The organism is Nocardia sp. CA-290969 (assembly GCF_050936135.1).
Lineage (GTDB): Bacteria > Actinomycetota > Actinomycetes > Mycobacteriales > Mycobacteriaceae > Nocardia.
The window spans coordinates 2,538,113-2,559,222 of sequence record NZ_JBNJNJ010000001.1 but is presented as its reverse complement, the minus strand read 5'-3'; the positions used below and the strand labels follow the sequence as shown (position 1 = coordinate 2,559,222).

Genomic DNA, 21,110 nt, shown 5'->3' with positions numbered 1-21,110 from the left:
CGAATGCCGCGTTCCCGCCGGGTCGCCTCCCGCTGTCCGAAAGAAGATCGTGTTCAGAGTTTCCACCCGAATCCTGATCCTGCTGCTCGCCTTCGTCTCCGCCGGGCTGTTCGGCGTCGAGGCGAAAGCCGAACCGCTGTACCCCCAGCCCGACCCCGACCCCTTCTATCACGCACCCGCCGACCTCGGCGATCTACAACCCGGTGACGTGGTCCGCACCCGGAAGATCGACACCGGACTCTACGTGGGCACCGAGGGCTGGCAGGTCGCGTTCCGATCCACCAACTCCCGCGGCGAACCCATCATGGGTATGACGACCGTGCTGATGCCGGTGGGTGTCGAGAATCCGCCGCTCGTCTCCTACCAGGCGCTGATCAATTCACTCGGCACTCGCTGCAACCCCTCGCGCTCGCTGTTCAACGGAGAACTGCAGGACGCGGTCGGGGCGATGCTGCCGATCGGCCGCGGCTGGGCCATCTCGGTACCCGACTATCTGGGGCCCACCGTCGCCTATGCCGCCGGCCGGCTCAGCGGAATGGTCACCCTCGACAGCATCCGCGCCGTTGCGCGGGTCACCGAACTCGGACTGGACGATGCTCCCGTCGCGATCGCCGGGTACTCCGGCGGCGGCCTCGCCACCGGCTGGGCCGCGGCACTGCAGCCGGACTACGCCCCGGACCTGAAGATCGACGCCGTGGTGGCGGGCGGGATCCCGGCCGATCTGGAACAGATGGCCCTGGGACTCGGTTTCAACCCGCACCCCGGGTTCGGTCTCGCTTTCGCCGCCGCCATGGGGCTCGAACGGGAGTACCCGCACCGGCTGCCCATCTCGGATCAGCTCAACGAGAACGGCCTCTGGTTCCGCGAGTTCACCCATGACGCCTGCCGCCGGTTCCTGCTGTTCCACGGCGCGTTCCGCAGTGCCGAGCAGATGGCGGCGTCGAAGAGCCTGATGGACAGTCCGGAGGCGCGCGAGGTGCTGCACGAGAACAGCCTGCGTTTCTTCGACGGGTATCCGGCGATGCCGACCTACCTCTGGCACGGCCGATTCGACACCCTCACCCCCTACGACGGGATAGCCGAATATGCCGACCGCGCCTGCCGCGCCGGGGCACCGGTGAAACTCACCACCTACGATATCGCCGAGCATATGACGGCCGCGGTCGCCGGTTTCGCCGACGCCTGGAACTTCGTGGAGGCCCGCTTCCGCGGTGAGGACGTGCCGTCGGGCTGCTGAGCCCGGCAGGGACGAACCGGTTTCGGCCGGGTGCCGCCCGCGTCAGGCCGGCGGCACCCGATCCCGGAGAATCCCCGGCCGGCGCCGGCGATCAGGTATTCGCCTGGTCGGGCCACGATCCGGGTTCCGCGAACACCCTCCGTCGCAGCGGCCGCCGCGGCACCGGCACCATCCCACGTCCATACGGTTTCGCACGCCGCGAATACCGGGTATTCGATCCGGAGTCCCTGCGGTATTCGCTCCCGAGCCCGTCCACGAAAGCACTCCGTAAATCTGTTGCCGCAAACGGAATCGACGGGTCGATCCGAATAGCCGGGCACTCGTTACCCGGAAAGTCGTTGCCCCGGCGGGACGCGAGCGACCGGGCAATGGTTCAATTTGGCAACAAGCGCTCGGAATGCAGGAGGTAGAGGATGGCAGTGCGCTACTCGAAAAGGGAACAGACCAAACTCGTCAATCGGGTGAAAAAACTGATCGCCCAAGGCAAAACGGTCAACGCCGCGTGCACTGCGGTCTCCGAACGCGAAGGCGGCCAGCCCGCGGCCAACACCCTTGCGAATTGGGTCAAGGCGGCGGGGCTGCCCGAGGTCGAACCGGCTGCCGAGGAGGCGGCTGCGCCCGCACCGAAGAAGCGTCCGCGCCGGGTCGCCACCCGGAAACCGGCCCCCGCCGCCGCTGCACCGGTGCCGGAACCCGAGCAGAAAACTCCGGAGCCCGAGCAGAATACGGAGAAGGAGACCCCGGCCGAACAACCCGAGGTCCACGCGACCGGTACCGCCACCGAGGCCGAAGCCCCGCCGCTCACCGAAGCCGCGGCATCGCCGGTCGCCGAACTCGTCCACGTCCGCGCCACCGACAGGACGGCCGAGACCACGGGCGATCTCGATGATCTCCTCGACGAGAATCTCCGTTTGCGCACCGCCCTGAACGAGGCGAACCGGGAAATCCGCGCCATGCGCGATCTCCTCGTCGTCTACGCCAGCCGCTGACCGACCTCGGCCGCAGCGGGCGGCCGGAACGGACCGGGTGGGTGCCGGCCGGCTACTGCCGGCGCCCACCCGGATACGGACGGCTAGCGGTTACCCGCGCCGCCGAGATCGTCCGCCGCCGTGCGCAATACCCGGCCGAAAGCGTAGGTCAGCAGCGGCTTCGCCACCCACCGCATCAGCACGGGTCCGGCGAACGGAATTCTCAATCGCACGGTCGTCGTCCATCGCACATGGGTGCCGGCACCGGTTTCGGTGAATTCGACACGCCCTTTCTCGTGCCGAGACGGCGGAACACTGCGATATACGTGGTATTCGAACGAATTCGGCGGATCGTATTCGGTGATGCGTTCCCAGAACACACCGATCACCCAGATCAGTACCCGTACCGCCCCGCGCCCGTAGGGAGCGTCTACACCGGGCTCCCGCAGCCGCTCGTGCAGCACCAGTGGAATACGAGTGTAGTTGTGCGCGTTGCTGATCCATTCGAAAACCGCGGGCGCGGGCGCGGCAATGGTGCGCTCGACGCTGATCGTCTCCATGACAAACCCCTCCCTGCCGGAGCGCGCCGGCAACACCACCCGAACGCGTACTACTACCGACGATAGTAGATCGTCCGCACCCGAATCCGCCCCGCATTCGGGCCGCACCGGCGATCGGCGACACCGCGATGTTCCGGCGCGGGCGACCGCTACCCTCGACGAGGCGGATACCCACCGGTGACCAGTGGGACGATATGCCGGTGCGCGAAATCGGCGAGCCGATCGGCGGAGTCCAGGTCGACCGCGCCGACCGGCTGCAACAGCAACGAGTGCACAACCCGGGCGGCGATCTCGATCCGGGTGGTGAGGTCGGGAATGTCCGGTAGCCGGAACCGGCGCAGGGCATCGCCCACCACCGTGGCGGCCGCGGTGACCGCCATGGTGAAGAACGCACCACCTTCGGTGGTGAGTTGCGGCAGCAATCGGGCGGGTTCCACCGCGAGCACTCGATTCGCCAGGCGGTGACCACGCCAGCGGGTGACGACGGTGACGAAGAGATCGGCGACGACTCCCTCGACCGTCGTATGCCGCGCGGGAATCCCGTGCAGTTCGTCGAGCAGGGTGCGCACCTCCCGCGCGCTCACCGCGCGCACCAGATCATCGCGCGACCCGATGCGCCGATAGACGGTCCCGCGGTCGACACCGGCTTCCCGGGCGACATCACCGATCGTCGTTTTCTTCACGCCGAGCCGTTCGAACTGCCGGCGGGCCGCGTCGAGGATCCGTTCCTCGGTTTCGTCCGGAACGGGGTCTTTCGAGGTAGAGGCGGTAGCGGGCACGCCGGACACGCTAGCAGCGGACACCCGATCGGCAACAATCCAAAGAAATTTGTTGCGACCACATTGCAAGGGAATATGTTGCATTGTACGGTCATGGCATGGCTGATGACAGCGCACCGCCGCACACCTATCGCGAGGAAACGCACGCGATCCACGCGCGGGACGTGCACTTCGACTTCTCCGATGTCCCGATGCACTACATCCCCGGCGAAGTACTGGCGACCCATGTCACCAATGTCATGCACCTGGTGCTCCCCGAGGGCGAACGGGCCATGGCGGCCTGCCTGGCCGAGGCCCTGCCGTATATCGAGGACGAACGGCTCCGGGAGGAGGTCACCGGGTTCATCGGCCAGGAATCGATGCACGCCGGAAGCCACGAGGGCGCACGCAACCACCTGCAATCGATCGGGCTCGATGTCGAATCCTATGTCGCCAAGATCGGCTGGCTGGTGGACCGGGTACTCGGCGATCACGGGCTCACCGGCCGCGCCGAACAGGAATGGCTCAAGGAACGGCTGGGGCTGTTCGCCGGGATGGAACATTTCACCGCGGTGATCGGGGAATGGCTGCTCGAATCGAGGGTGCTCGAAGAGCTCGGGATGCATCCGACGATGCTGGATCTGGTGCGCTGGCACGGCGCCGAGGAGGTCGAGCACCGCAGCGTGGTGTTCGACGCCTATATGCACGTCGACGGCGGCTATGCGCGCCGGGTGCGCACCGGCCTGCTGGCAAGCGGGCTGCTGTTGCCGTTGTTCGTGGTCTCCACCGCCTACCTCTACCGCAAGGACCCGAGCCCCGCGAAGGGACGTTTCTGGGGACAGCAGTTCCTCAGCGCCACGGTGCGCGGGGTGATACCCAGCTTCACCACGTTCTTCACCGAGATGCCCCGCTATCTGCGGCCCGGTTTCCATCCCTCGCAACTGGGTTCGATGGATAACGCGCTGCGGTATCTGGCGCACTCCCCCGCGGCCCGCGGATGAATACCACCCGGCCGGCGCCGTCGCGCGGCCTGCACCTGCTGGGCGTGGCGATGGATGTCTACAAGAAGGTGTTCACCACACCCGCGCTGTCGCCACCGAACCCGGTGCGGCGCAGCGGTTTCGATCTCGACGTCACGGTGGAATCGGTCCGCACCGAGGCGCGGGAGGTGGTCTCGCTGACCCTCCGGCGCTCGGACGGGCAGCCACTGCCCGCCTGGCGTCCCGGTTCGCATCTGGATGTTTTCCTGCCCTCGGGACGGCAACGCCAGTATTCCCTGTGCGGAGACCCACGGGATCTGTCCCGCTACCGGATCGCCGTGCGCCGACTGCCCGATGGTGGCGGCGGTTCGACGGAGGTCCATACGCTCGCGCCCGGTGATCCGCTGCGGATCCGCGGTCCACGCAATGGGTTCACCTTCGTGGCGACCGCATCCGACTATCTGTTCGTCGCCGCCGGTATCGGTATCACCCCGATCCTGCCCATGGCGCACGCGGCGGGCGACCGCGGCCGGCTGGTGTATCTCGGGCGTTCCCGGGACACCATGCCCTTCCTCGGCGAACTACCCGAGGACGCCGAGATCCGGCCCGACGACGAATCCGGCACCCCCGATATCCCGGCGATCCTGGCGACCGCACCGCCGGGGGCCGCGGTCTATGTCTGCGGGCCGCCGCCCGTTCTGGAAGCCGCCCAGCGCAACTTCTTCGCGCTGAACCCGGCCGGCTCGCTGCATACCGAACGGTTCTCGCCGCCGCCGATCGTCGACGGCCGGGAATTCGATATCAACCTGGCCGCTTCCGGCCGGCAGGTGCGGGTCGGTGCCGCGGAATCCGCGCTCGACGCCGTCCGCCGGGTACACCCCGACGCCGTCTTCTCCTGCCGCCAAGGTTTCTGCGGCACCTGCAAGACCAAGGTCCTCGCGGGCGACGTCGACCACCGCGACCGCACTCTTACCGACGCCGAACGCCCCGGCCACATGCTCCCGTGTGTCTCCCGGTCCGCGGGCGGTCCGTTGGTTCTCGATCTCTGACAGCGAAAGGCCCGCCAGCACAATGCGTACCAGCTTCCCGCTCGAAGCAGCGGACGATACCTTCCTCGACACCGCGCACCGGCGCTACACCCATATCGTCGATATCCCCGCTTCGCGGGAGCAGGTCTGGGAAACCCTCACCGCCGACGACGCGCTGGTGTCGTGGTCGCCGGTGATCACGGCCGCCCGCTGGACCTCGCCACGCCCGTTCGGTATCGGCACCACCCGGCAGGTGGTCCTCGGCGGTGCCCTCCGCCTGGACGAGCGCTTCTACCGATGGGACGAGAACGCCCGGATGACCTTCACCGTCGATTCCGCGTCCGTGCCCGGGCTGCGCCGGTTCGCCGAAGATCTCACTCTGCTGTCGCTGGGCTCCGCGACCCGGCTGGTCTGGACTTTCGCACTCGAAGGCAACCCGCTGCTGCGTCCCGCGCTGGCGGCCACGAGCCCGGTGAACCGGCTGGTCACCAAATCCATCGCCCAGGGCGTCACCGGCCGGGTCCGCGCCGAATCGGTGGGGGCACGGCGATGAGCCCACGGGATCCGAACGGCGCCGCCGGCGAGCACCACGACATCGTCGTGCTCGGGGCGGGTTTCGGCGGGATCGGGCTGACGATCGCACTGCGGGAGGCCGGTTTCGAGGATGTGGTCGTGCTGGAACGAGCCGCCGACCTGGGCGGCACCTGGCAGGCCAACACCTATCCGGGCTGCGCCTGCGATGTCCCGTCCCAGCTGTACAGCTATTCCTTCGCGCCGAATCCGGATTGGTCCCGGACCTACGGCCGGCAGCCGGAAATCCTCGAATACCTGCGCCGCGTCGCCACCGACCACGATGTGGTGCGCCATATCCGGCTGAACACCGAACTCACCGGCGCACGCTGGGACGAGACGGAGTCGCTGTGGCGGATCGACACCTCCCGCGGCCCGCTCACCGCGGACTACTTCCTCTCCGCCGCCGGCATCTTCGCCGAAGCGAAGTATCCGGAACTCCCCGGCCTGGAGAGCTTCACGGGCACCGCGTTCCATTCGCTGCACTGGGACCACGACCACGATCTGACCGGCGAGCGGGTCGCGGTGATCGGCACCGGGGCCTCCGCGGTGCAGTTCATTCCCGAGATCCAGCCGCGCGTGGCGGCGCTGACGGTATTCCAGCGTTCGGCGCCGTGGATCGTGCCCCGGATGGACCGGCCCACCCTGGGTCTGGAACGCCGTCTGCTGCGCCGTATCCCCTTGGCGCAGAAGGCCGTCCGCGGTACCTGGTACGGCTTGATCGAGAGCTTCGGACTGGTCGGCTTCGTCGACAACCGGTTCCGTCACCCCTTCGAGGTACTCGGCCGTATCCAGTTGCTGCGCCAGATCCGGGACCCGCGGTTGCGCCGCAAGGCCACCCCCGACTACGTCATCGGCTGTAAGCGGGCCATCTTCTCCGATGCCTACCTGCCGGCGCTCGACCAGGACAACGTGGAGGTGGTCACCGACGGGATCGCGGAGGTGCGGCCCCGCTCGATCGTCACCCGCGACGGGGCGGAGATCGAGGTCGACACGATCATCTACGGCACCGGATTCACCCCCATCCCCACCGCGTTCGAGCGGATCACCGGCCGCGACGGCCGCTCGATCGCCGAGCTCTACTACGAGGAACCGCAAACCTACTTGGGAACGGCGATGGCGGGGTTCCCCAACTTCTTCTGCACGCTCGGCCCGTTCGGCGCGGCCGGCAACCAGTCGGCCATCTTCATGCTGGAATCGCAGATCGCCTATATCGTCGACGCGCTGACCACCCTCCGCGACCGCGGCGCCCGCCGGGTCGAGGTGCGCCGGGAGACCCAGGACGCCTTCGTCGGGGAGATGGCGCGGCGCAGCGCCGATACGGTGTGGCTGACCGGGGGCTGCCAGACCTACTACACCACGCCCGACGGCCGCAATGCCGGGCTGTACCCGAGCTGGAGCTTCGAATACCGCCGCCGCACCAAGCGTTTCGATGCCGATTCCTATGAGGTGACCGCATGAAACCACCGTTACCCGCTGCCCTGGACCGGCTCACCGGGCCCACGCTCGAGGTGAAGGGCACGGTCGTGCTCGTCACCGGCGCCGGGCAGGGAATCGGCCGGGAACTCGTGACCCTGCTGCATCGGCGCGGCGCCGTGATCGTGGCGGTCGATATCGACGAGGCCGCCGCCCGGCGCGTCGCGGACGAGCTGGGCTCGCGCGCGCACGGAATCGGCGCCGATGTCACCGACCGGAGCCGGATGGAACAGGTGATCGGCGAGGTGACCGACCGGTTCGGGCGCCTCGATATCGTCGTCGCCAACGCCGGTGTCACGCCGGTCCCGGCGACGTTGCGCACCATGGAACCGGGTGATTTCGACCGGGTCCTCGAGATCAACCTCACCGGCGTGTTCAACACCGTCCATCCGGCGCTCGACGAGATCGTGCGCAGCCGGGGCCATGTCGTGGTGGTGTCCTCCTGCGCCGCGTTCGCGCCCGGTATGGGCGGGTCGCCCTACATGATCAGCAAGGCCGCGGTCGAACAGCTGGGCCGCGCGCTGCGGGTGGAACTCTCCGCGTCCGGCGCCACCGCGGGGATCGCGTACTTCGGGCTGGTGGAAACCCCGATGACCCATGCCGTGCTCGACGCCGACGATCTCGGCCGCCGCCTCAACGATCTGCTGCCCTGGCCGCTGAATGTGCGGATCACCGCCGAACAGGCCGCGCGGACCATCGCCGACGGGATCGCCCGCCGCGCGCCGCGCACCATCGCCCCCAGCGGATGGCAGCCGTACGCGCTGCTACGCGGCGTGATCAACACCGTGCTCGACAGCCGGCTGGCCGCCGATTCGACCGTGCACGAGATCGTGCGCGCCATCGAGAAACGCCGATGACCCCGGCGCCGGAGCGATTCGACACCCTGCCCGCCGCGTTCCAGCACACCGCCGCCGTGGACCCGGCCGCCGTCGCGCTCCGCACCCCCGGCGATACCCGGAGGCTGACCTGGGGTGAATACGCACAGCTGGTCCGCGAATTCGCCGCCGGGCTCGCCGCTCTCGGCGTGCGCCGCGGTGACACGGTCGCGCTGATGATGGGCAACCGGCCGGATTTCTATCCGCTCGAGGTGGCCGCCCAGCACCTCGGCGCGACCTCGTTCTCCGTGTACAACACCCTGCCGCCGGCCCAGCTCGGCCACGTGCTCGGCAATGCCGGTGCCCGGGTGGTGATCTGCGAACCGCAGTATGTTGCGCGGTTGCGCGCATGCGGGGTCGCGCTCGATCACCTGATCTGTCTCGACGACGCCCCGGCGGGGACTCTGCCGGTGGCCGGATTGCGCACCGCGGGCGCCCCGGATTTCGATTTCGATGCCGCCTGGCGTGCCGTCCGCCCCGGCGATGTGGCGACGCTGATCTATACCTCCGGTACCACCGGCGCCCCGAAGGGCGTGGAAACCACCCACGCCAACCTGCTGTTCCAGGTCTACGGGGTCGCCGAGGTCCTCGGAATCGAATTCGGCGACACCATCACCTCGTATATGCCCTCCGCGCATATCGCCGACCGGCTCACCGCGCTCTACGCGCAGGAGGTACGCGGCGTCCAGGTGACCTGCGTACCGGATCCGTCCGCAATCGCGGCGGCCCTGGCCGATCTGCACCCGACCATCTGGGGTGCGGTACCCCGGGTATGGGAGAAGATCCGCACCGCCATCGAGTCGAAAGTCGCCGCCGAACCCGATCCCGACCGGCGCGCGGCCATGCAGTGGGCACTGTCGCTGGCCGTCACCCGCGGCGAATACGCGTTGTCCGGCCGGGAACTGCCCGCCGAGTCGGCCGCCGAGTGGCAGCGTGCCGACGACCTGGTCCTGCGCGGCCTGCGGGTGGCCCTCGGATTCGACCGGATGCGCTGGGCGATGTCGGGCGCCGCTCCGATTCCACCGGCAACTCTGGGCTTCTTCGCCGGTCTCGGGGTGCCCATCACCGAAATCTGGGGGATGTCGGAACTGTCCTGTATCTGCACGGTCAGCCATCCCCGGGACGTCCGGCTCGGTACCGTCGGAACACTGCTGCCGGGTATGCAGGCCCGCACCGCGCCCGACGGCGAACTCCAGGTCCGCGGTCCGCTGGTGATGAAGGGGTATCGCGGTCTGCCGGAGAAGACGGCCGAGACGATCGATGCCGAAGGCTGGTTGTCCACCGGCGATATCGTGACCGTCGATGCGGACGGGTATTTCACCGTTGTCGACCGCAAGAAGGACATCATCATCAACGCGTCCGGTAAGAACATGTCGCCGACGCATATCGAGAACACCGTGAAGGCGGCCACACCGCTCATCGGCGCCGTGGCGGTGATCGGCGACGGCCGCCCCTACAACACCGCGCTGATCGTCCTCGACGCCGAAACCACCGGCCCCTACGCCACCCGGCACGGACTCCCCGACGCCTCGCCCGCCGCGCTCGCCACCGACCCCACGGTCCTGGCGGCGATCGAAACGGGTATCGCCGCCGGTAACGCGCAGCTGGCCCGCGTCGAACAGATCAAACGCTTCGCCGTCCTGCCGGTCTTCTGGGAACCCGGCGGCGACGAGGTCACGCTCACCATGAAACTGAAACGTACCGTGGTGGCCGAGAAATACGCGGACCGGATCGCCGATCTCTACCGCGCCGAGCCACCCGCCGAGGTACGCGAACCCACCGCCGTGGCGGAGCCGGTGAACCGCTAGGACCGATTGCCGGGGCGCGGCCGTATACCGTTCCCCGGCACCGGATCACACCTCGAGATCTTCTTCGATACCGCGCAGCTTGTGGCGGGCCAGTGCCAGGTTCGCGCGACCCCGGTCGAGCGCGAGGTAGAGGAACAGGCCCTTCGCTTTCCGGCCGGTCATCGGCCGGATGAGATGGTATTGGGCGCTGAGCGTGATGAGGATGTCCTCGATATCCTCCTGCAGCCCCAACTGTTCGATGGTGCGCAGTTTCGCGCGTACCACCTCGGTGTTGCCGGCGGCGGCGATGTGCAGGTCGAGCGATTTCGAGCTGCCGAGCATCCCGAGCGCCATACCACTGTTGTAGTCGACTACCGCCGCGCCGACGGCGCCGTCGATCGACATCATTTCCTTGAGCGCCAAGTCCATATCGGACACAGGTGTTTCCTCTCGATGGGTTATCCGGATCTTCCGTTGGGCCTGCCGGTTTCGCGGGCGACGCCCGCCAGGTGCCCGGCGATCCTGCGCGCGGCGGGTCGCGATTCGAGATGTAGCCGGCCGATATTGACCTCCGGGCCGGCGAGGACCGTGAGCGACGCCCAGCCCGCCGCGTAGATGACGACGTGCCCGTGGGAACCGTCCACCACGACCTCCTGGAATCCGCCGCCGTGCGCCACACCGGCGATCCGCTCGGACAGCGACAGCTGCGCCGCGGCGAGCGCGGCCATCCCGGTGGGCTCGATACGGTCGGGGAGATCGTGGGTGACCAGCAGGCCGTCGCTGGAGGCAACCAGCGTCCCGATCAGCCCGGGAACCCGGGCCCGTAGCCCCGCCAGTTCCGTGTCCACCGCCGGGTTCGGTGCGAGTTCGGGCATCGGCACCTTGGTCAACCTCCCCATGAAATCGCCGAGCAATTTCCTGCGCCCGGTCACGCGAGTTCCTCCAGCGCCGAACGGAGCCGCAGCAGCAGTTCCTGATCCACCGGCTCCCAGTCGCCGTCCTCGGGAACCGGGACCGGCTGCCGCACCCGGCGCCGCAATACCGGTTCGGCCGCGTGCCGGGGCATGGCCGGTGACCGGTGGTCGCCCGGCGAACGCGGCTGCCCGGGTGGTTCGATCAGCCCCGCCGCGGTGAGGTCGCGGACCGCCTCCAGGCAGCCGTACGCGGTACGCCCGAGATCCCGGGCGATTGCGGTGACGCTGCGGCGGGTATCGGCTGCGGCCAGCACTTCGGCCTGGCTTCCGGTGAGCACCACCCGGTTACGCCGCACCCGGCGCACCGGCACCACGGCCGCCCGGTCGACCAGCTGCGCCGGCCACGGCCCGGACTCCGGGTCGCCGCGCCGGGCGCATTCACGCACCAGTGTCCGCGGCGGAATATGGCATACCGGGGCCAGCCAGTGCGGCGGCGCGGGCCGGAATTCGGGGACGACCGGGGCGGACAGCAGGAAGTAGGCGGCGTCGAAAACCGAGAGCAACGCGAGGGTTTCGAGCAACGGGTGGCCGAGTACGGTGGCGGGATCGCCGCCGGCGGCGCGCTGCCAATCGTCGGTGCCGGCGACACCGGCCTCCACGGCCAGCCGCTCGAGCCCGGTGGTGCGGCGGCATTCGGCGGAGGCGATGGCGCCGCCGGCGAGATGGAACACCCCGTCGCCCGCGTGCAGCACACCGGTGCTGCCCTCGTCCGCCAAGCGACACAGCTCGTCCGCGAGCTCAATGACCATGACCGCCCTCGGCCGGTCCCGCCCCGTGCTCGCCCCCGGTCAGTTCCGCGAGGATGCCGCGCAGCCGGAACCGGGCCATCGCCAGGTTGCCGGAATCCTCGTCGAACAGCACGTGCACGAACAGGCGGCCCTCGAAATCGCCACGCACCAGGTCGATCAGGTGGTAGCCCCCGCTGCCGCACACGATGATCTCGGTGATGTCGTCACCGTTTCCCCCGGTCGCGAGAGCGGGACAACCCAGCACGGCGCGCACGACATCGGTTGTCGTCGCGGCGTCCTCGTGCTGATCGACCAGATCGTGCTGCCCGGCCCCGGCGACCGCCAGCCCACTCGCGCCGTCCACCAATGTGGCACTGCGCGCCCCCGGGATGTCCATGATGCGTTCCAGACATCCGTCGATACCGATCACTGCGCCGCTACCCCGTTCAAGAGTGTTTCAGATTGCAGAGACACTACACAGACCTTGCGAACTATGTCGTGCGAACGCAGGAGTGCGTCCGAAGTGCGCCAACCCCCGGCCCCGGGCGCGTCCGGATACGACACTTCCCCGGCGCCCCGAAAAGTAGCGCTCGACGGCACCGGGCAGGGCGGAATCGTAAATTTCGACGGTGGTGCAACATCGGCCGCGGCGCACCATTCGAGCCGCCCTGCGCGGGAGACCCGCGTGACCCTGTCGGGACCTTCTCGATCACCCGGCGGGAAGGCCGAGGTAGGTGGTGAGTTCGGCGGCCGCCGAGCGGCCGGCCCGGTTGGCGCCGATGGTGCTGGCCGACGGCCCGTACCCGATCAGATGGATCCGTGGATCCGCCGCGACCCGGGTCGCCGAACGGCCGGTCATGGTGATCCCGCCGCCGGGGCCGCGCAGCCCCAGCGGCGCCAGATGGTCGAGGGCACTGCGGAACCCGGTGGCCGACAGGATCACCTGCGCGGCCTGGAAACTGCCGTCGGCCCAGCGCACGCCGTCGGGCTCGATATGGTCGAACATCGGCAGCCGGTGCAGGACACCGCGGTCGCGGGCGGCGCGCAGGCGGGCGGTCAACGGTAATCCGGTCACCGACACCACCGAACCGGGTGGCAGGCCGCGACGCACCCGGTCCTCCACGATCGCCACGGCCCGCCGGCCGGCGTCCTCGCCGAACGGTTCTTCCCGGAAGACGGGTTCGGAGCGGGTCACCCAGGTCGTGGTGGTCACCCGGGAGATCTCGTCGAGCAACTGGACCGCCGAGATCCCGCCACCGACCACCACGACGTGCTGCCCGGCGAATTCCTCCGCTGTCCGGTAGTCGCGGGTGTGCAGCAGCCGGCCGGCAAAAACCTCGGCTCCCCGGTAGTGCGGGACGAACGGCCGTTCCCAGGTGCCGGTGCCGTTGATCAGGCCCCGCACCCGCAGCGTGCCGGCAGTGTCGGTTTCGGCGTGCAGCAAACCGTCGCGTTCGCTCCGGTCGCAGACCACGCGGACGGTGACCGGGCGGCTCACCCGCAGCTCGAAACGCTCCTCGTAGCGGCGGTAGTAGTACGGAACAGCCGTCGCGGCCGGCACTTCGGCAGTATCCGCCGTGGTTTCCGGCAGATTCTCGGCGAACGACATCCCCGGGAGGTCGTGCACCCGGTTGACGGTGCTCAGGGTGAGCGACGGCCAGCGGAACTGCCAGGCGCCGCCAGGGCCCGGCGCGTGATCCACGATGAGGAAATCGCGGCCGGCGATCAGCCCGCGGCGGCGCAGGTGGTATCCGGCGGACAGGCCGGACTGCCCGGCACCGATGACCAGGATCTGGAAGTCCGGACGTGCCGGGTCCGACTCGATCGCCATGATCATCCAGGCTAGCCCGGGCGTACCGATCCGCTGCCGGTCGCCGGGTCGCGGATCGGCCCGGGCAGAACGGTGATCAACTTCCGGCCCGAACATGTTACTGTCCGGTAAGTCCCAGGGGTGGGGCACATCACGTGCCTCACACTCTGTGACCAGCACTCGGACGCGGATGTCCGGGGCGGATTCGCACGGAGAGTTAACGATGATTCGACAGCGTGGGCGTACCCGACCGGGTGCGCGGGGGTGGGCCGCTGCGGCGGCGGTGTTCACGGCGTGCATCACCGCGGCGGCGGCCGTGAGTGTGTATCAGCCGGAGGCCGCTGCGGCGCCGGAAGACTTCTACACCCCACCGCAACAGGTTCCCGCCGAGCCGGGCACCGTGATCAAGACCCAGCCCATGTCGCTGCTGGCCACCCTGCCCACAGACCAGGGATGGCCCGGCAAGGCCGACCATGTCATGTACACCTCGCGCCTGCAGGACGGATCACCCGTCGCGGTCACCGGGACCTTCATCGACGCCGCGGGGCCGTGGCTCGGGGCAGGGCCCCGGCCGACGGTGGTGATCAGCCCCGGCACCTCGGGTCAGGGCGATCGGTGCGCGATGTCCAAGGCGTTCTCGACCGGTGTCACGGTCACCACCGACCCGTCCCCGTCGCTCTCGGCCAACCAGGAACTCCCGTCGTCGGCGGTGTGGAGCCGGCTCGGCGCCCGGGTGCTGGTCACCGACTACATCGGACTCGGCACGCCCGGCCTGCACACCTACGCCAACCGCATCGAACAGGCGCACGCGGTACTGGACGGTGCACGCGCGGCCAACAATCTCGCCGGTGCGGGCCCGGAAACCCCGCTGGTGCTGTGGGGTTACTCCCAAGGTGGCGGGGCCTCGGCCGCCGCCGCGGAGATGGCGCCGGACTATGCCCCGGAACTCGATCTGAAGGGCACCTGGGCCGGTGGGCCGGTGGCCGATCTGGCGAAGATTCTCGAACGGATCGACGGAGCGCTTATCGGCGGTGCCATCGGTTTTGCCGTGAACGCCCTGCTCGCCCGCTATCCCGATCTGCAGCAGGCCCTGGACCGGGTGTCGAGCCCGGCCGGGCGCGATATTCTGCGCGAGCTCAGCGAGGCGTGTATCGGCGATATCGTCACCCATCATCCGTTCCTGAAAACCGATTCCCTCACCGCCGACGGCCGCTCGCTCAGCGATCATCTGCGCGAGATACCGGAGGCCGCACCGGCATTGGCCGAGATGCGGGTCGGCAATCTGAGGCCCGCCGCACCCGTGCTCATCACCAGCGGGCGCAACGACGACACCGTCCCCTACAACCAGGCCCGGCAGCTGGCCGACGATTGGTGCGCCAAGGGCGCCACGGTCACCTTCCGCACCAACGAACTTCCGCCGATCCTGCCCGGCACCACCATCCCGAACCATTTCGGGCCGGAGATGATCGACGGTTTCGGTCCCGACAATGCGGTCACCTACCTGCTCGACCGCCTGGCCGGTAAACCCGTTTCCGGCTGCACCTTCGACTGACGCGACCGGGTGCCGCCGGCCTCCGGCGCCACCCACCCCGCACCACCGCACGCGGCCGCGGCGTACGACAGCATTCGACAAGTGCTGGTCACGCCGCGGCCGCGCGTGCGTCCGGACCCCGCCGACCGGGCGTCCCGGATGCCGTACTACTCTGCCCTCGCCGGGGGCCCTCATCGGGCCGCGCCCCGTAGGCCGGCGGCTGATCCACTCCACCTCTTGTGCACGACACCACACTCTCCACGGCGTCCCTTTAGTTGATTAGCGAAAGCAACTGCTCTAAAGTTGGTTAGCGAAAGAAACTATTACCCCTTTTGGAGTCCCCGTGCCCATCTCATCCGACACCGCGAGAAACCTCCTCGGTGAGATGTTCCATATCGGCCGAGCCCTCCGCAGTGCCCTGTTCTTCACCGACGCGGGACAGCTACCACCCGGCGGGCTCGCCGTACTCACCACGCTCGACGCCTCCGGCTCCTGCCGGCAGGTCGATCTCGCCGCCGATATGCGTATCACGCAATCGGCGCTGAGCAGGCATATCACCGAGTTGGTCGCGGCCGGATACATCAGCCGCCGAGCCGATCCCAGCGACGGACGTGCCGCCCTGGTACAGCTCACCAGCGACGGACGCGACCTACTGGACCGGGCGCGGGATATCCACACCCGGCATCTGCAGGAAACCCTGGACGACTGGTCCGAGGACGACGCCGAACAGGCGTACCTGGCCGTGCGGCGACTCCGTAATTCCCTCAACGCTCGCCCCCGCTGCGCCGCGACGGGCGAGGACGCGCAGGTTTCGAAAGAGAGAACCGATGTCTGACACCGAGGCGACAGCCTCCCGCGATCCGCTCGCCATGAGCCATCGCCAGATCCTGGAAGCGATGACCGGCCTGCTGGCCGCGCTGTTCACCGCGCTGCTCAGCACCACCATCGTCGCCAACGCTCTGCCCACCATCATCGGCGATCTACAGGCCTCGCAGACGGCCTACGCCTGGGTCATCACCACGGCGCTGCTCACCAACGCCGCCTCCACGCCGATCTGGGGCAAACTGGCCGACCTGTTCAACAAGAAGACACTGGTCCAATCGGCCATCGTCATCTTCGTCGTCGGCTCGGTGATCGCGGGTATGGCCCACAACGTCGGACTGCTGCTCGCCGCCCGCGCCCTGCAGGGTGTCGGTATGGGCGGGCTCACCGCGCTGGTGGTCGCGATCATCGGCAGCATCATCCCGCCGCGCGAACGCGGCCGGTACTCCGGCTATATGGGTGCCGTGATGGCCGTGTCGATGACCGGCGGGCCCATTCTCGGCGGTGTGATCGTCGACAGCCCGCTGGGCTGGCGCTGGTGCTTCTACATCTGCATCCCGCTGGCCGTGATCGCCCTGTTCCTGCTGCAGCGCACGCTGAAGCTGCCGACCACCCGCAAACAGAACGTGTCCATCGACTGGCTGGGTGCCACCCTGCTCACCGCGGGCGTTTCCGTTCTGCTGATCTGGGTTTCGTTCGCCGGTAAGGCCGGCTACTACGAGTGGCTGTCCACCGAATCCGCGCTCTACGTCGGCGGCGGTGTCCTGCTGCTGCTCGCGACGGTGCTGGTGGAAGCGAAGGTCAAAGACCCGGTCATCCCGCTCAAGATCGTCACCGAACGCACCACCGCGCTGGCCATCATCGCCTCCATCGCCGTCGGTGTCGGCATGTTCGGTGCCACCACCTTCCTCGGCCAGTACCTGCAGACCGCCCGCGGCTACTCCCCCACCGCCGCCGGCCTGCTGTCCTCGCCGATGGTCGCCGGGATGCTGGTCGCCTCGGTGATCTCCGGTGCGCTGATCACCCGATTCGGCAAATGGAAGCGTTTCGTCGTCTCCGGCGCGGCACTGCTGGTGATCGGCTTCTCGCTGCTTTCGACCGTGGATCACGCCACCGATATGTGGCTCATCGGCACCTTCATCACGATCACCGGCGCCGGTGTCGGCATGATGATGCAGAACCTGGTGCTGGCCGTGCAGAACACCGTCAGTGTGCAGAACATCGGCGCCGCGTCCAGCAGTGTCGCGTTCTTCCGCACCTTCGGCGGCGCGATCGGGGTCTCGGTGCTCGGATCGGTGCTGGCCACCCGGGTCAGCGAACTGTCCACCGCCCGCTTCGCCGAACTGGGTATCACCACCACCTCCTCCGGTAGCGGCAACCTCGATATCAATGCCCTGCCGGCTCCGATCGCCGAAATCGTGCGGTTCGCCTACGGCGATGCCACCGGCCGGATCTTCCTGATCGCCGCTGTCGCGACGGTGGTCGCCTTCCTGGCGGCGATTCTGCTGCCGAACCGGCCGCTGCGGCGCACGATCGATATCGAACCGACGACCGACCCGGCCGCCGCCACCGACCTCGGCACCGAGACCGAGATCCCCGATGATCTGGCCGAACTCGATACGGCCGCCTATGCCGTCACCGAACCGGCGGCACGCGAGAGCACGGCCGGCGCCGGGGAGGCACCGCGGCCCGATCGCGTCCCGGTCGCCGTCGGCGCCGTGGCCGGCCCGGTATCCGCCGACCGGAACGGGCACGGTGCCTATTCGGCCGCGGCGAAGCCTTTCCCGGTGTCCCGGCTCGGCGACGGCGAAGGGCAGCCACGGGCGGCCGTCGAAGGCCGGATCACCCGCGACGACGGCCGGCCGGTGCCGGGCGCCGCGCTCACCCTGATCGACCAGCGCGGGCAGCAGGTCGCCCGGGCCATCGGATCCGGTGACGGTGGTTATTCGATCACCGCGCCCGGCTCCGGCAACTATGTGCTGATCGCCTCCGCCGCCGGTCACGGACCCACCGCGGTCAACGTGACCGTCACCGACCGGACGGTGCGCGCCGACCTCACCCTCACCGGGCTCGGCGAGCTGTCGGGAACCGTCCGCCGCGCGCCCGGCGGTGAACCGCTGGCCGGTGCCACGGTCACCGTGACCGACCAGCGCGGTGAGGTCGTGGCCTCGGCCGCCTCGGACGCCCACGGTGCCTACCTGTGCCACGGCGTGGTTCCGGGGACCTACACGCTGGTCGCCGTCGCGGAACATATGCGACCCAGCGCCAGCGCCCTGACCGTGCCGGACAGCGGGCTGCTGCGCCACGATATCGAGCTGTCGCCGATGGCCGTGCTCAGCGGCTCGGCGCTGTCCGAGAGCGGCCGGGCACTGGAAGATATCCAGATCACCGTGCTCGACGCCGCGGGCGAAGTGAACGCCACCGTGCGAACCGACGAGACGGGCCGCTATGTCGTGACCGATCTGCCCGAAGGGCGGTACACGGTCGTCGCCCGCGGTTATCCGCCGGTCACCGGGCAGATTTCGGTGAACGGTGCGGACGCGGCCTTCGACGTGCGGCTCGGCTACGACACCGAGGAGCGCTGATGACCGGGTTGACCGCTCGTATCCGCAACGGCGAGAACTGGCCGGTACCCGAGGCGGTACTGACCGTCACCGACAGCACCGGCCGCCAGATCGGCCGCGCGGTCGCCGACAACACCGGGGCCGTCGCCACCGGCTCGCTGCCGCCCGGGCTGCACACCGCGGTTCTCACCGCACCCGGCTACCAGCCGGTGGCCCGCACCGCCCAGGTCTCCGCGGCGGGCGCGGGGTCGCTCGGCGATATCACGCTGGTGGCGGTCGCGGAAACGGTCGCGCTGCCGCCGGCGGGCACGTGGACGATCGACCCGGTGCATTCGACGGTGATCGCCACCGCACGCCATCTCGGCATCTCCAGTATCAAAGCCCGGTTCGCCGAGGTCGGCGGCCGGATCGATATCGCCGCGCCGTTCGAACGCTCCACCGGCTACGCCGAGATCAAGGCGGCGTGTATCGACACCGGGATCGCGATGCGCGACGATCATCTGCGCTCGGCCGATTTCCTCGATGTCGAACGCTATCCGCTGATCTCGTTCACCGGGCGCGGAATGCGCCGCACCGGAAGCGACACCTGGGTGATGCCGGGTGAGCTCAGCCTGCACGGACAGCGCCGGGCGATCGATCTCGACCTCACCTACGGCGGGTTCGGGCCGGACCCGTGGGGTGGTGTGCGCGCCGCCTTCCACGCCGAAACCGTGCTGCGCCGCGACGATTTCGCGATCGACTACAACGCGATGGTGCGCGCCGGCGTGGCCGCCGTGGGTACCACCGTCAAACTCGACCTGGACATCCAGGTGGTCCAAGGCGAACAGCTGCCCCCGATGTAGGGCCGCGCCGTGCCGGCCCGCGCACAGTGGGCCGGCACGGTCATTCCGGTGCCGGATCGAGCGTGCGGATCACCCGGGCCGGGTTACCCACCGCGACCACGTTCGCGGGCAGATCCCGGGTGACCACGGCTCCGGCGCCCACCACCGTGTTGTCCCCGATCGACACCCCGCCGAGCACGATGGCGCCGCCGCCGAGCCAGACATTGTCGCCGATGGTGATGGGTTCGGCGGCTTCCCATTTCGCCCGGCGCGGCCCGGGATCGAGCGGATGGGTGGGGGTCAGCAGCTGCACGTTCGGCCCGATCTGGACGTCGTCGCCGATCGTGATGGCCGCGACGTCGAGGGCGACGAGCCCGAAATTGGCGAAACAGCCGGATCCCATGGTGATCCGGCTGCCGTAGTCCACCCGCAGCGGCGGCCGGATCTCGGTGCCCTCCCCCACCGCGCCGAGCAACTCCTCCAGGACTTTGCGCCGCCCCACCGTGTCCCGGGCCGGTGTGGCGTTGTACGCCTCCATCAGATCCATCGCCCGCAGGCTCAGTTCCCGGATCTCCGGATCGTCGGCCAGGTACAGCTCCCCGGCGAGCATGCGCTCCCGCATCGACCTCTCGTCAGTCATTTGCCGAGGGTAACCGCCGCGCACGGACAGCACCGCCACACCCGTCACGCGGAATTCCACGACCTGCGCCTCAGGCCGCGACCATTGCGGTGCGAACGATGCCGGGAATGGGCCGGCCACGTTCCCGGCATCGGCAAGCGCGATTTCCGTGCGGCCCATCGCCGCGCAGCCCGGCGAGGTCTGTGCCAGTATCGGAGGTCGTAGAGGACCCCGTCCGCGAGGGAGCGAGCCGTGCCGATGATCGAATTCCCCGCGCCGCGCGGTCCGCTGCCCGGCCACCTGTCGGTACCCGGGTCCGGCGGACCCTGGCCCGGCGTGGTGGTCGTCCACGATGCGTTCGGGCTGACCGCCGATATCCGGCGGATCACCGACCGCTTCGCCGCGAACGGGTATCTGGCGCTCGCGCCCGCGCTGTATCGACGGGGCAGCCGGGTCGGTTGTGTCGTGCGCACCTTGCGGGCTCTGCAGGACGGCCGCGGCGATGCCGTCGACGACCTCGTCGCCGCACGCGATCACCTGGCCGCCGACGCGCGGTGTACCGGCCGGGTGGCCTCGGCCGGATTCTGTATGGGTGGCGGATTCTGCCTGCTACTGGCACCGCGCGGAGTATTCGACGCGACCGCGCCCAATTACGGTGTAGCACCGCGGGGCTTGGATGCACTGCGGGACGCATGCCCGACCGTGGCCAGTTACGGCGGTGGCGATCGGATGCTACGCGGCGCGGCGGCGCAGCTCGAGGAGGTGCTCACCGACGGCGGCGTACCGCACGATGTGCGGGAATATCCGGGTGTGGGCCATTCCTTCATGAACGACTGGCGCACCCCGGCCCCGTTGCGCGTGGTCGAGCGCACCGCGGGATTGGCCTATTCGGAACCGGAAGCCGAGGACGCCTGGCGCCGGATCACCGCCTTCTTCGACGAACACCTGCGCAACGCCGGCTGAACCGGGCCACGCGCGGGCAGGGCGGCGGCCGCCCGATTG

21 protein-coding genes are annotated in these 21,110 nt (G+C 69.0%); 13 read left to right on the top strand and 8 right to left on the bottom strand.

Annotated elements, in window-relative coordinates:
- Nucleotides 1-46: 46 nt before the first annotated feature.
- Nucleotides 47-1,237, top strand: a complete 1,191-nt coding sequence (locus tag ACQEVO_RS11940) for a lipase family protein (RefSeq protein ID WP_432922603.1) — start codon at nucleotides 47-49, stop codon at nucleotides 1,235-1,237.
- A gap of 413 nt (nucleotides 1,238-1,650) precedes the next feature.
- Complete coding sequence (locus tag ACQEVO_RS11935) at nucleotides 1,651-2,226, top strand: hypothetical protein (RefSeq protein WP_432912192.1); 576 nt, start codon at nucleotides 1,651-1,653, stop codon at nucleotides 2,224-2,226.
- An 83-nt stretch (nucleotides 2,227-2,309) separates the two neighbouring features.
- Here ACQEVO_RS11935 and ACQEVO_RS11930 read toward each other — a convergent pair whose 3' ends face one another.
- Nucleotides 2,310-2,765, bottom strand: coding sequence for an SRPBCC family protein (locus ACQEVO_RS11930; protein ID WP_432912189.1), 456 nt, complete (start codon nucleotides 2,763-2,765; stop codon nucleotides 2,310-2,312).
- A 149-nt stretch (nucleotides 2,766-2,914) separates the two neighbouring features.
- A complete protein-coding gene (locus ACQEVO_RS11925) occupies nucleotides 2,915-3,544 on the bottom strand; it encodes a TetR/AcrR family transcriptional regulator (protein WP_432912186.1) in 630 nt (209 codons plus the stop codon).
- A 98-nt stretch (nucleotides 3,545-3,642) separates the two neighbouring features.
- Here ACQEVO_RS11925 and ACQEVO_RS11920 point away from each other — a divergent pair, with 98 nt between their 5' ends.
- From ACQEVO_RS11920 to fadD11, 6 genes are read left to right on the top strand one after another with little or no spacing between them, the layout of a single operon-like run.
- Complete coding sequence (locus ACQEVO_RS11920; protein WP_432912184.1) at nucleotides 3,643-4,524, top strand: metal-dependent hydrolase; 882 nt, start codon at nucleotides 3,643-3,645, stop codon at nucleotides 4,522-4,524.
- Nucleotides 4,521-5,552, top strand: a complete 1,032-nt coding sequence (locus ACQEVO_RS11915; RefSeq protein WP_432912182.1) for a PDR/VanB family oxidoreductase — start codon at nucleotides 4,521-4,523, stop codon at nucleotides 5,550-5,552. Before ACQEVO_RS11920 ends, ACQEVO_RS11915 begins: the two co-directional genes overlap by 4 nt.
- A 22-nt stretch (nucleotides 5,553-5,574) precedes the next feature.
- Nucleotides 5,575-6,084, top strand: coding sequence for an SRPBCC family protein (locus tag ACQEVO_RS11910; protein WP_432912180.1), 510 nt, complete (start codon nucleotides 5,575-5,577; stop codon nucleotides 6,082-6,084).
- Nucleotides 6,081-7,562 carry a flavin-containing monooxygenase gene (locus ACQEVO_RS11905; RefSeq protein WP_432912178.1) on the top strand — a complete coding sequence of 494 codons (1,482 nt, stop codon included), beginning with the start codon at nucleotides 6,081-6,083 and terminating at the stop codon, nucleotides 7,560-7,562. The genes ACQEVO_RS11910 and ACQEVO_RS11905 overlap by 4 nt, the downstream gene beginning before the upstream one ends.
- Entirely contained in the window at nucleotides 7,559-8,434 is an 876-nt protein-coding gene (locus ACQEVO_RS11900) for a short-chain dehydrogenase/reductase (protein ID WP_432912176.1), read from the top strand. Before ACQEVO_RS11905 ends, ACQEVO_RS11900 begins: the two co-directional genes overlap by 4 nt.
- Nucleotides 8,431-10,260: a fatty acid--CoA ligase FadD11 gene (fadD11, locus tag ACQEVO_RS11895; RefSeq protein ID WP_432912174.1), complete on the top strand. Its 1,830-nt coding sequence runs from the start codon at nucleotides 8,431-8,433 to the stop codon at nucleotides 10,258-10,260. Before ACQEVO_RS11900 ends, fadD11 begins: the two co-directional genes overlap by 4 nt.
- Nucleotides 10,261-10,305: 45 nt before the next feature.
- Here the strand turns inward: fadD11 and ACQEVO_RS11890 are convergent, their stop codons facing one another.
- From ACQEVO_RS11890 to ACQEVO_RS11870, 5 genes are all read right to left on the bottom strand, one after another.
- A complete protein-coding gene (locus tag ACQEVO_RS11890) occupies nucleotides 10,306-10,677 on the bottom strand; it encodes a hypothetical protein (protein ID WP_432912172.1) in 372 nt (123 codons plus the stop codon).
- A 20-nt stretch (nucleotides 10,678-10,697) separates the two neighbouring features.
- A complete protein-coding gene (locus ACQEVO_RS11885) occupies nucleotides 10,698-11,171 on the bottom strand; it encodes a roadblock/LC7 domain-containing protein (protein ID WP_432912170.1) in 474 nt (157 codons plus the stop codon).
- Entirely contained in the window at nucleotides 11,168-11,962 is a 795-nt protein-coding gene (locus tag ACQEVO_RS11880) for a hypothetical protein (protein ID WP_432912167.1), read from the bottom strand. Before ACQEVO_RS11880 ends, ACQEVO_RS11885 begins: the two co-directional genes overlap by 4 nt.
- Nucleotides 11,952-12,371 carry a hypothetical protein gene (locus ACQEVO_RS11875; RefSeq protein WP_432912165.1) on the bottom strand — a complete coding sequence of 140 codons (420 nt, stop codon included), beginning with the start codon at nucleotides 12,369-12,371 and terminating at the stop codon, nucleotides 11,952-11,954. Before ACQEVO_RS11875 ends, ACQEVO_RS11880 begins: the two co-directional genes overlap by 11 nt.
- A 279-nt stretch (nucleotides 12,372-12,650) precedes the next feature.
- The gene (locus ACQEVO_RS11870; protein ID WP_432912162.1) at nucleotides 12,651-13,772 is read right to left on the bottom strand and encodes a flavin-containing monooxygenase; all 1,122 of its coding nucleotides are present in this window, start codon (nucleotides 13,770-13,772) and stop codon (nucleotides 12,651-12,653) included.
- A 202-nt stretch (nucleotides 13,773-13,974) separates the two neighbouring features.
- Here ACQEVO_RS11870 and ACQEVO_RS11865 point away from each other — a divergent pair, with 202 nt between their 5' ends.
- The 4 genes from ACQEVO_RS11865 (at nucleotide 13,975) to ACQEVO_RS11850 (ending at nucleotide 19,510) form a co-directional block, all read left to right on the top strand.
- Entirely contained in the window at nucleotides 13,975-15,303 is a 1,329-nt protein-coding gene (locus tag ACQEVO_RS11865; RefSeq protein WP_432912160.1) for a lipase family protein, read from the top strand.
- Between the two features lie 322 nt (nucleotides 15,304-15,625).
- Nucleotides 15,626-16,117 carry a MarR family winged helix-turn-helix transcriptional regulator gene (locus ACQEVO_RS11860; RefSeq protein ID WP_432912157.1) on the top strand — a complete coding sequence of 164 codons (492 nt, stop codon included), beginning with the start codon at nucleotides 15,626-15,628 and terminating at the stop codon, nucleotides 16,115-16,117.
- Nucleotides 16,110-18,689, top strand: coding sequence for an MFS transporter (locus tag ACQEVO_RS11855; RefSeq protein WP_432912151.1), 2,580 nt, complete (start codon nucleotides 16,110-16,112; stop codon nucleotides 18,687-18,689). The genes ACQEVO_RS11860 and ACQEVO_RS11855 overlap by 8 nt, the downstream gene beginning before the upstream one ends.
- Nucleotides 18,689-19,510 (top strand): YceI family protein, encoded by an 822-nt coding sequence (locus tag ACQEVO_RS11850; protein WP_432912149.1) that lies wholly within the window; start codon nucleotides 18,689-18,691, stop codon nucleotides 19,508-19,510. Before ACQEVO_RS11855 ends, ACQEVO_RS11850 begins: the two co-directional genes overlap by 1 nt.
- Nucleotides 19,511-19,550: 40 nt before the next feature.
- Here the strand turns inward: ACQEVO_RS11850 and ACQEVO_RS11845 are convergent, their stop codons facing one another.
- Complete coding sequence (locus tag ACQEVO_RS11845) at nucleotides 19,551-20,129, bottom strand: sugar O-acetyltransferase (RefSeq protein WP_432912146.1); 579 nt, start codon at nucleotides 20,127-20,129, stop codon at nucleotides 19,551-19,553.
- A gap of 237 nt (nucleotides 20,130-20,366) precedes the next feature.
- Between ACQEVO_RS11845 and ACQEVO_RS11840 the strand changes: the two genes are divergently transcribed.
- The gene (locus ACQEVO_RS11840) at nucleotides 20,367-21,071 is read left to right on the top strand and encodes a dienelactone hydrolase family protein (RefSeq protein ID WP_432922600.1); all 705 of its coding nucleotides are present in this window, start codon (nucleotides 20,367-20,369) and stop codon (nucleotides 21,069-21,071) included.
- Nucleotides 21,072-21,110 lie beyond the last annotated feature (39 nt).

Bases quoted from the DNA above. Each gene is read 5' to 3' on its own strand.
- ACQEVO_RS11930 (WP_432912189.1), bottom strand. From the start codon at position 2,765: ATGGAGACGATCAGCGTCGAGCGCACCATTGCCGCGCCCGCGCCCGCG.
- ACQEVO_RS11935 (WP_432912192.1), top strand. From the start codon at position 1,651: ATGGCAGTGCGCTACTCGAAAAGGGAACAGACCAAACTCGTCAATCGG.
- ACQEVO_RS11845 (WP_432912146.1), bottom strand. From the start codon at position 20,129: ATGACTGACGAGAGGTCGATGCGGGAGCGCATGCTCGCCGGGGAGCTG.
- ACQEVO_RS11915 (WP_432912182.1), top strand. From the start codon at position 4,521: ATGAATACCACCCGGCCGGCGCCGTCGCGCGGCCTGCACCTGCTGGGC.
- ACQEVO_RS11840 (WP_432922600.1), top strand. From the start codon at position 20,367: ATGATCGAATTCCCCGCGCCGCGCGGTCCGCTGCCCGGCCACCTGTCG.
- ACQEVO_RS11855 (WP_432912151.1), top strand. From the start codon at position 16,110: ATGTCTGACACCGAGGCGACAGCCTCCCGCGATCCGCTCGCCATGAGC.
- fadD11 (WP_432912174.1), top strand. From the start codon at position 8,431: ATGACCCCGGCGCCGGAGCGATTCGACACCCTGCCCGCCGCGTTCCAG.
- ACQEVO_RS11910 (WP_432912180.1), top strand. From the start codon at position 5,575: ATGCGTACCAGCTTCCCGCTCGAAGCAGCGGACGATACCTTCCTCGAC.
- ACQEVO_RS11920 (WP_432912184.1), top strand. From the start codon at position 3,643: ATGGCTGATGACAGCGCACCGCCGCACACCTATCGCGAGGAAACGCAC.
- ACQEVO_RS11880 (WP_432912167.1), bottom strand. From the start codon at position 11,962: ATGGTCATTGAGCTCGCGGACGAGCTGTGTCGCTTGGCGGACGAGGGC.
- ACQEVO_RS11870 (WP_432912162.1), bottom strand. From the start codon at position 13,772: ATGGCGATCGAGTCGGACCCGGCACGTCCGGACTTCCAGATCCTGGTC.
- ACQEVO_RS11865 (WP_432912160.1), top strand. From the start codon at position 13,975: ATGATTCGACAGCGTGGGCGTACCCGACCGGGTGCGCGGGGGTGGGCC.
- ACQEVO_RS11900 (WP_432912176.1), top strand. From the start codon at position 7,559: ATGAAACCACCGTTACCCGCTGCCCTGGACCGGCTCACCGGGCCCACG.
- ACQEVO_RS11905 (WP_432912178.1), top strand. From the start codon at position 6,081: ATGAGCCCACGGGATCCGAACGGCGCCGCCGGCGAGCACCACGACATC.
- ACQEVO_RS11850 (WP_432912149.1), top strand. From the start codon at position 18,689: ATGACCGGGTTGACCGCTCGTATCCGCAACGGCGAGAACTGGCCGGTA.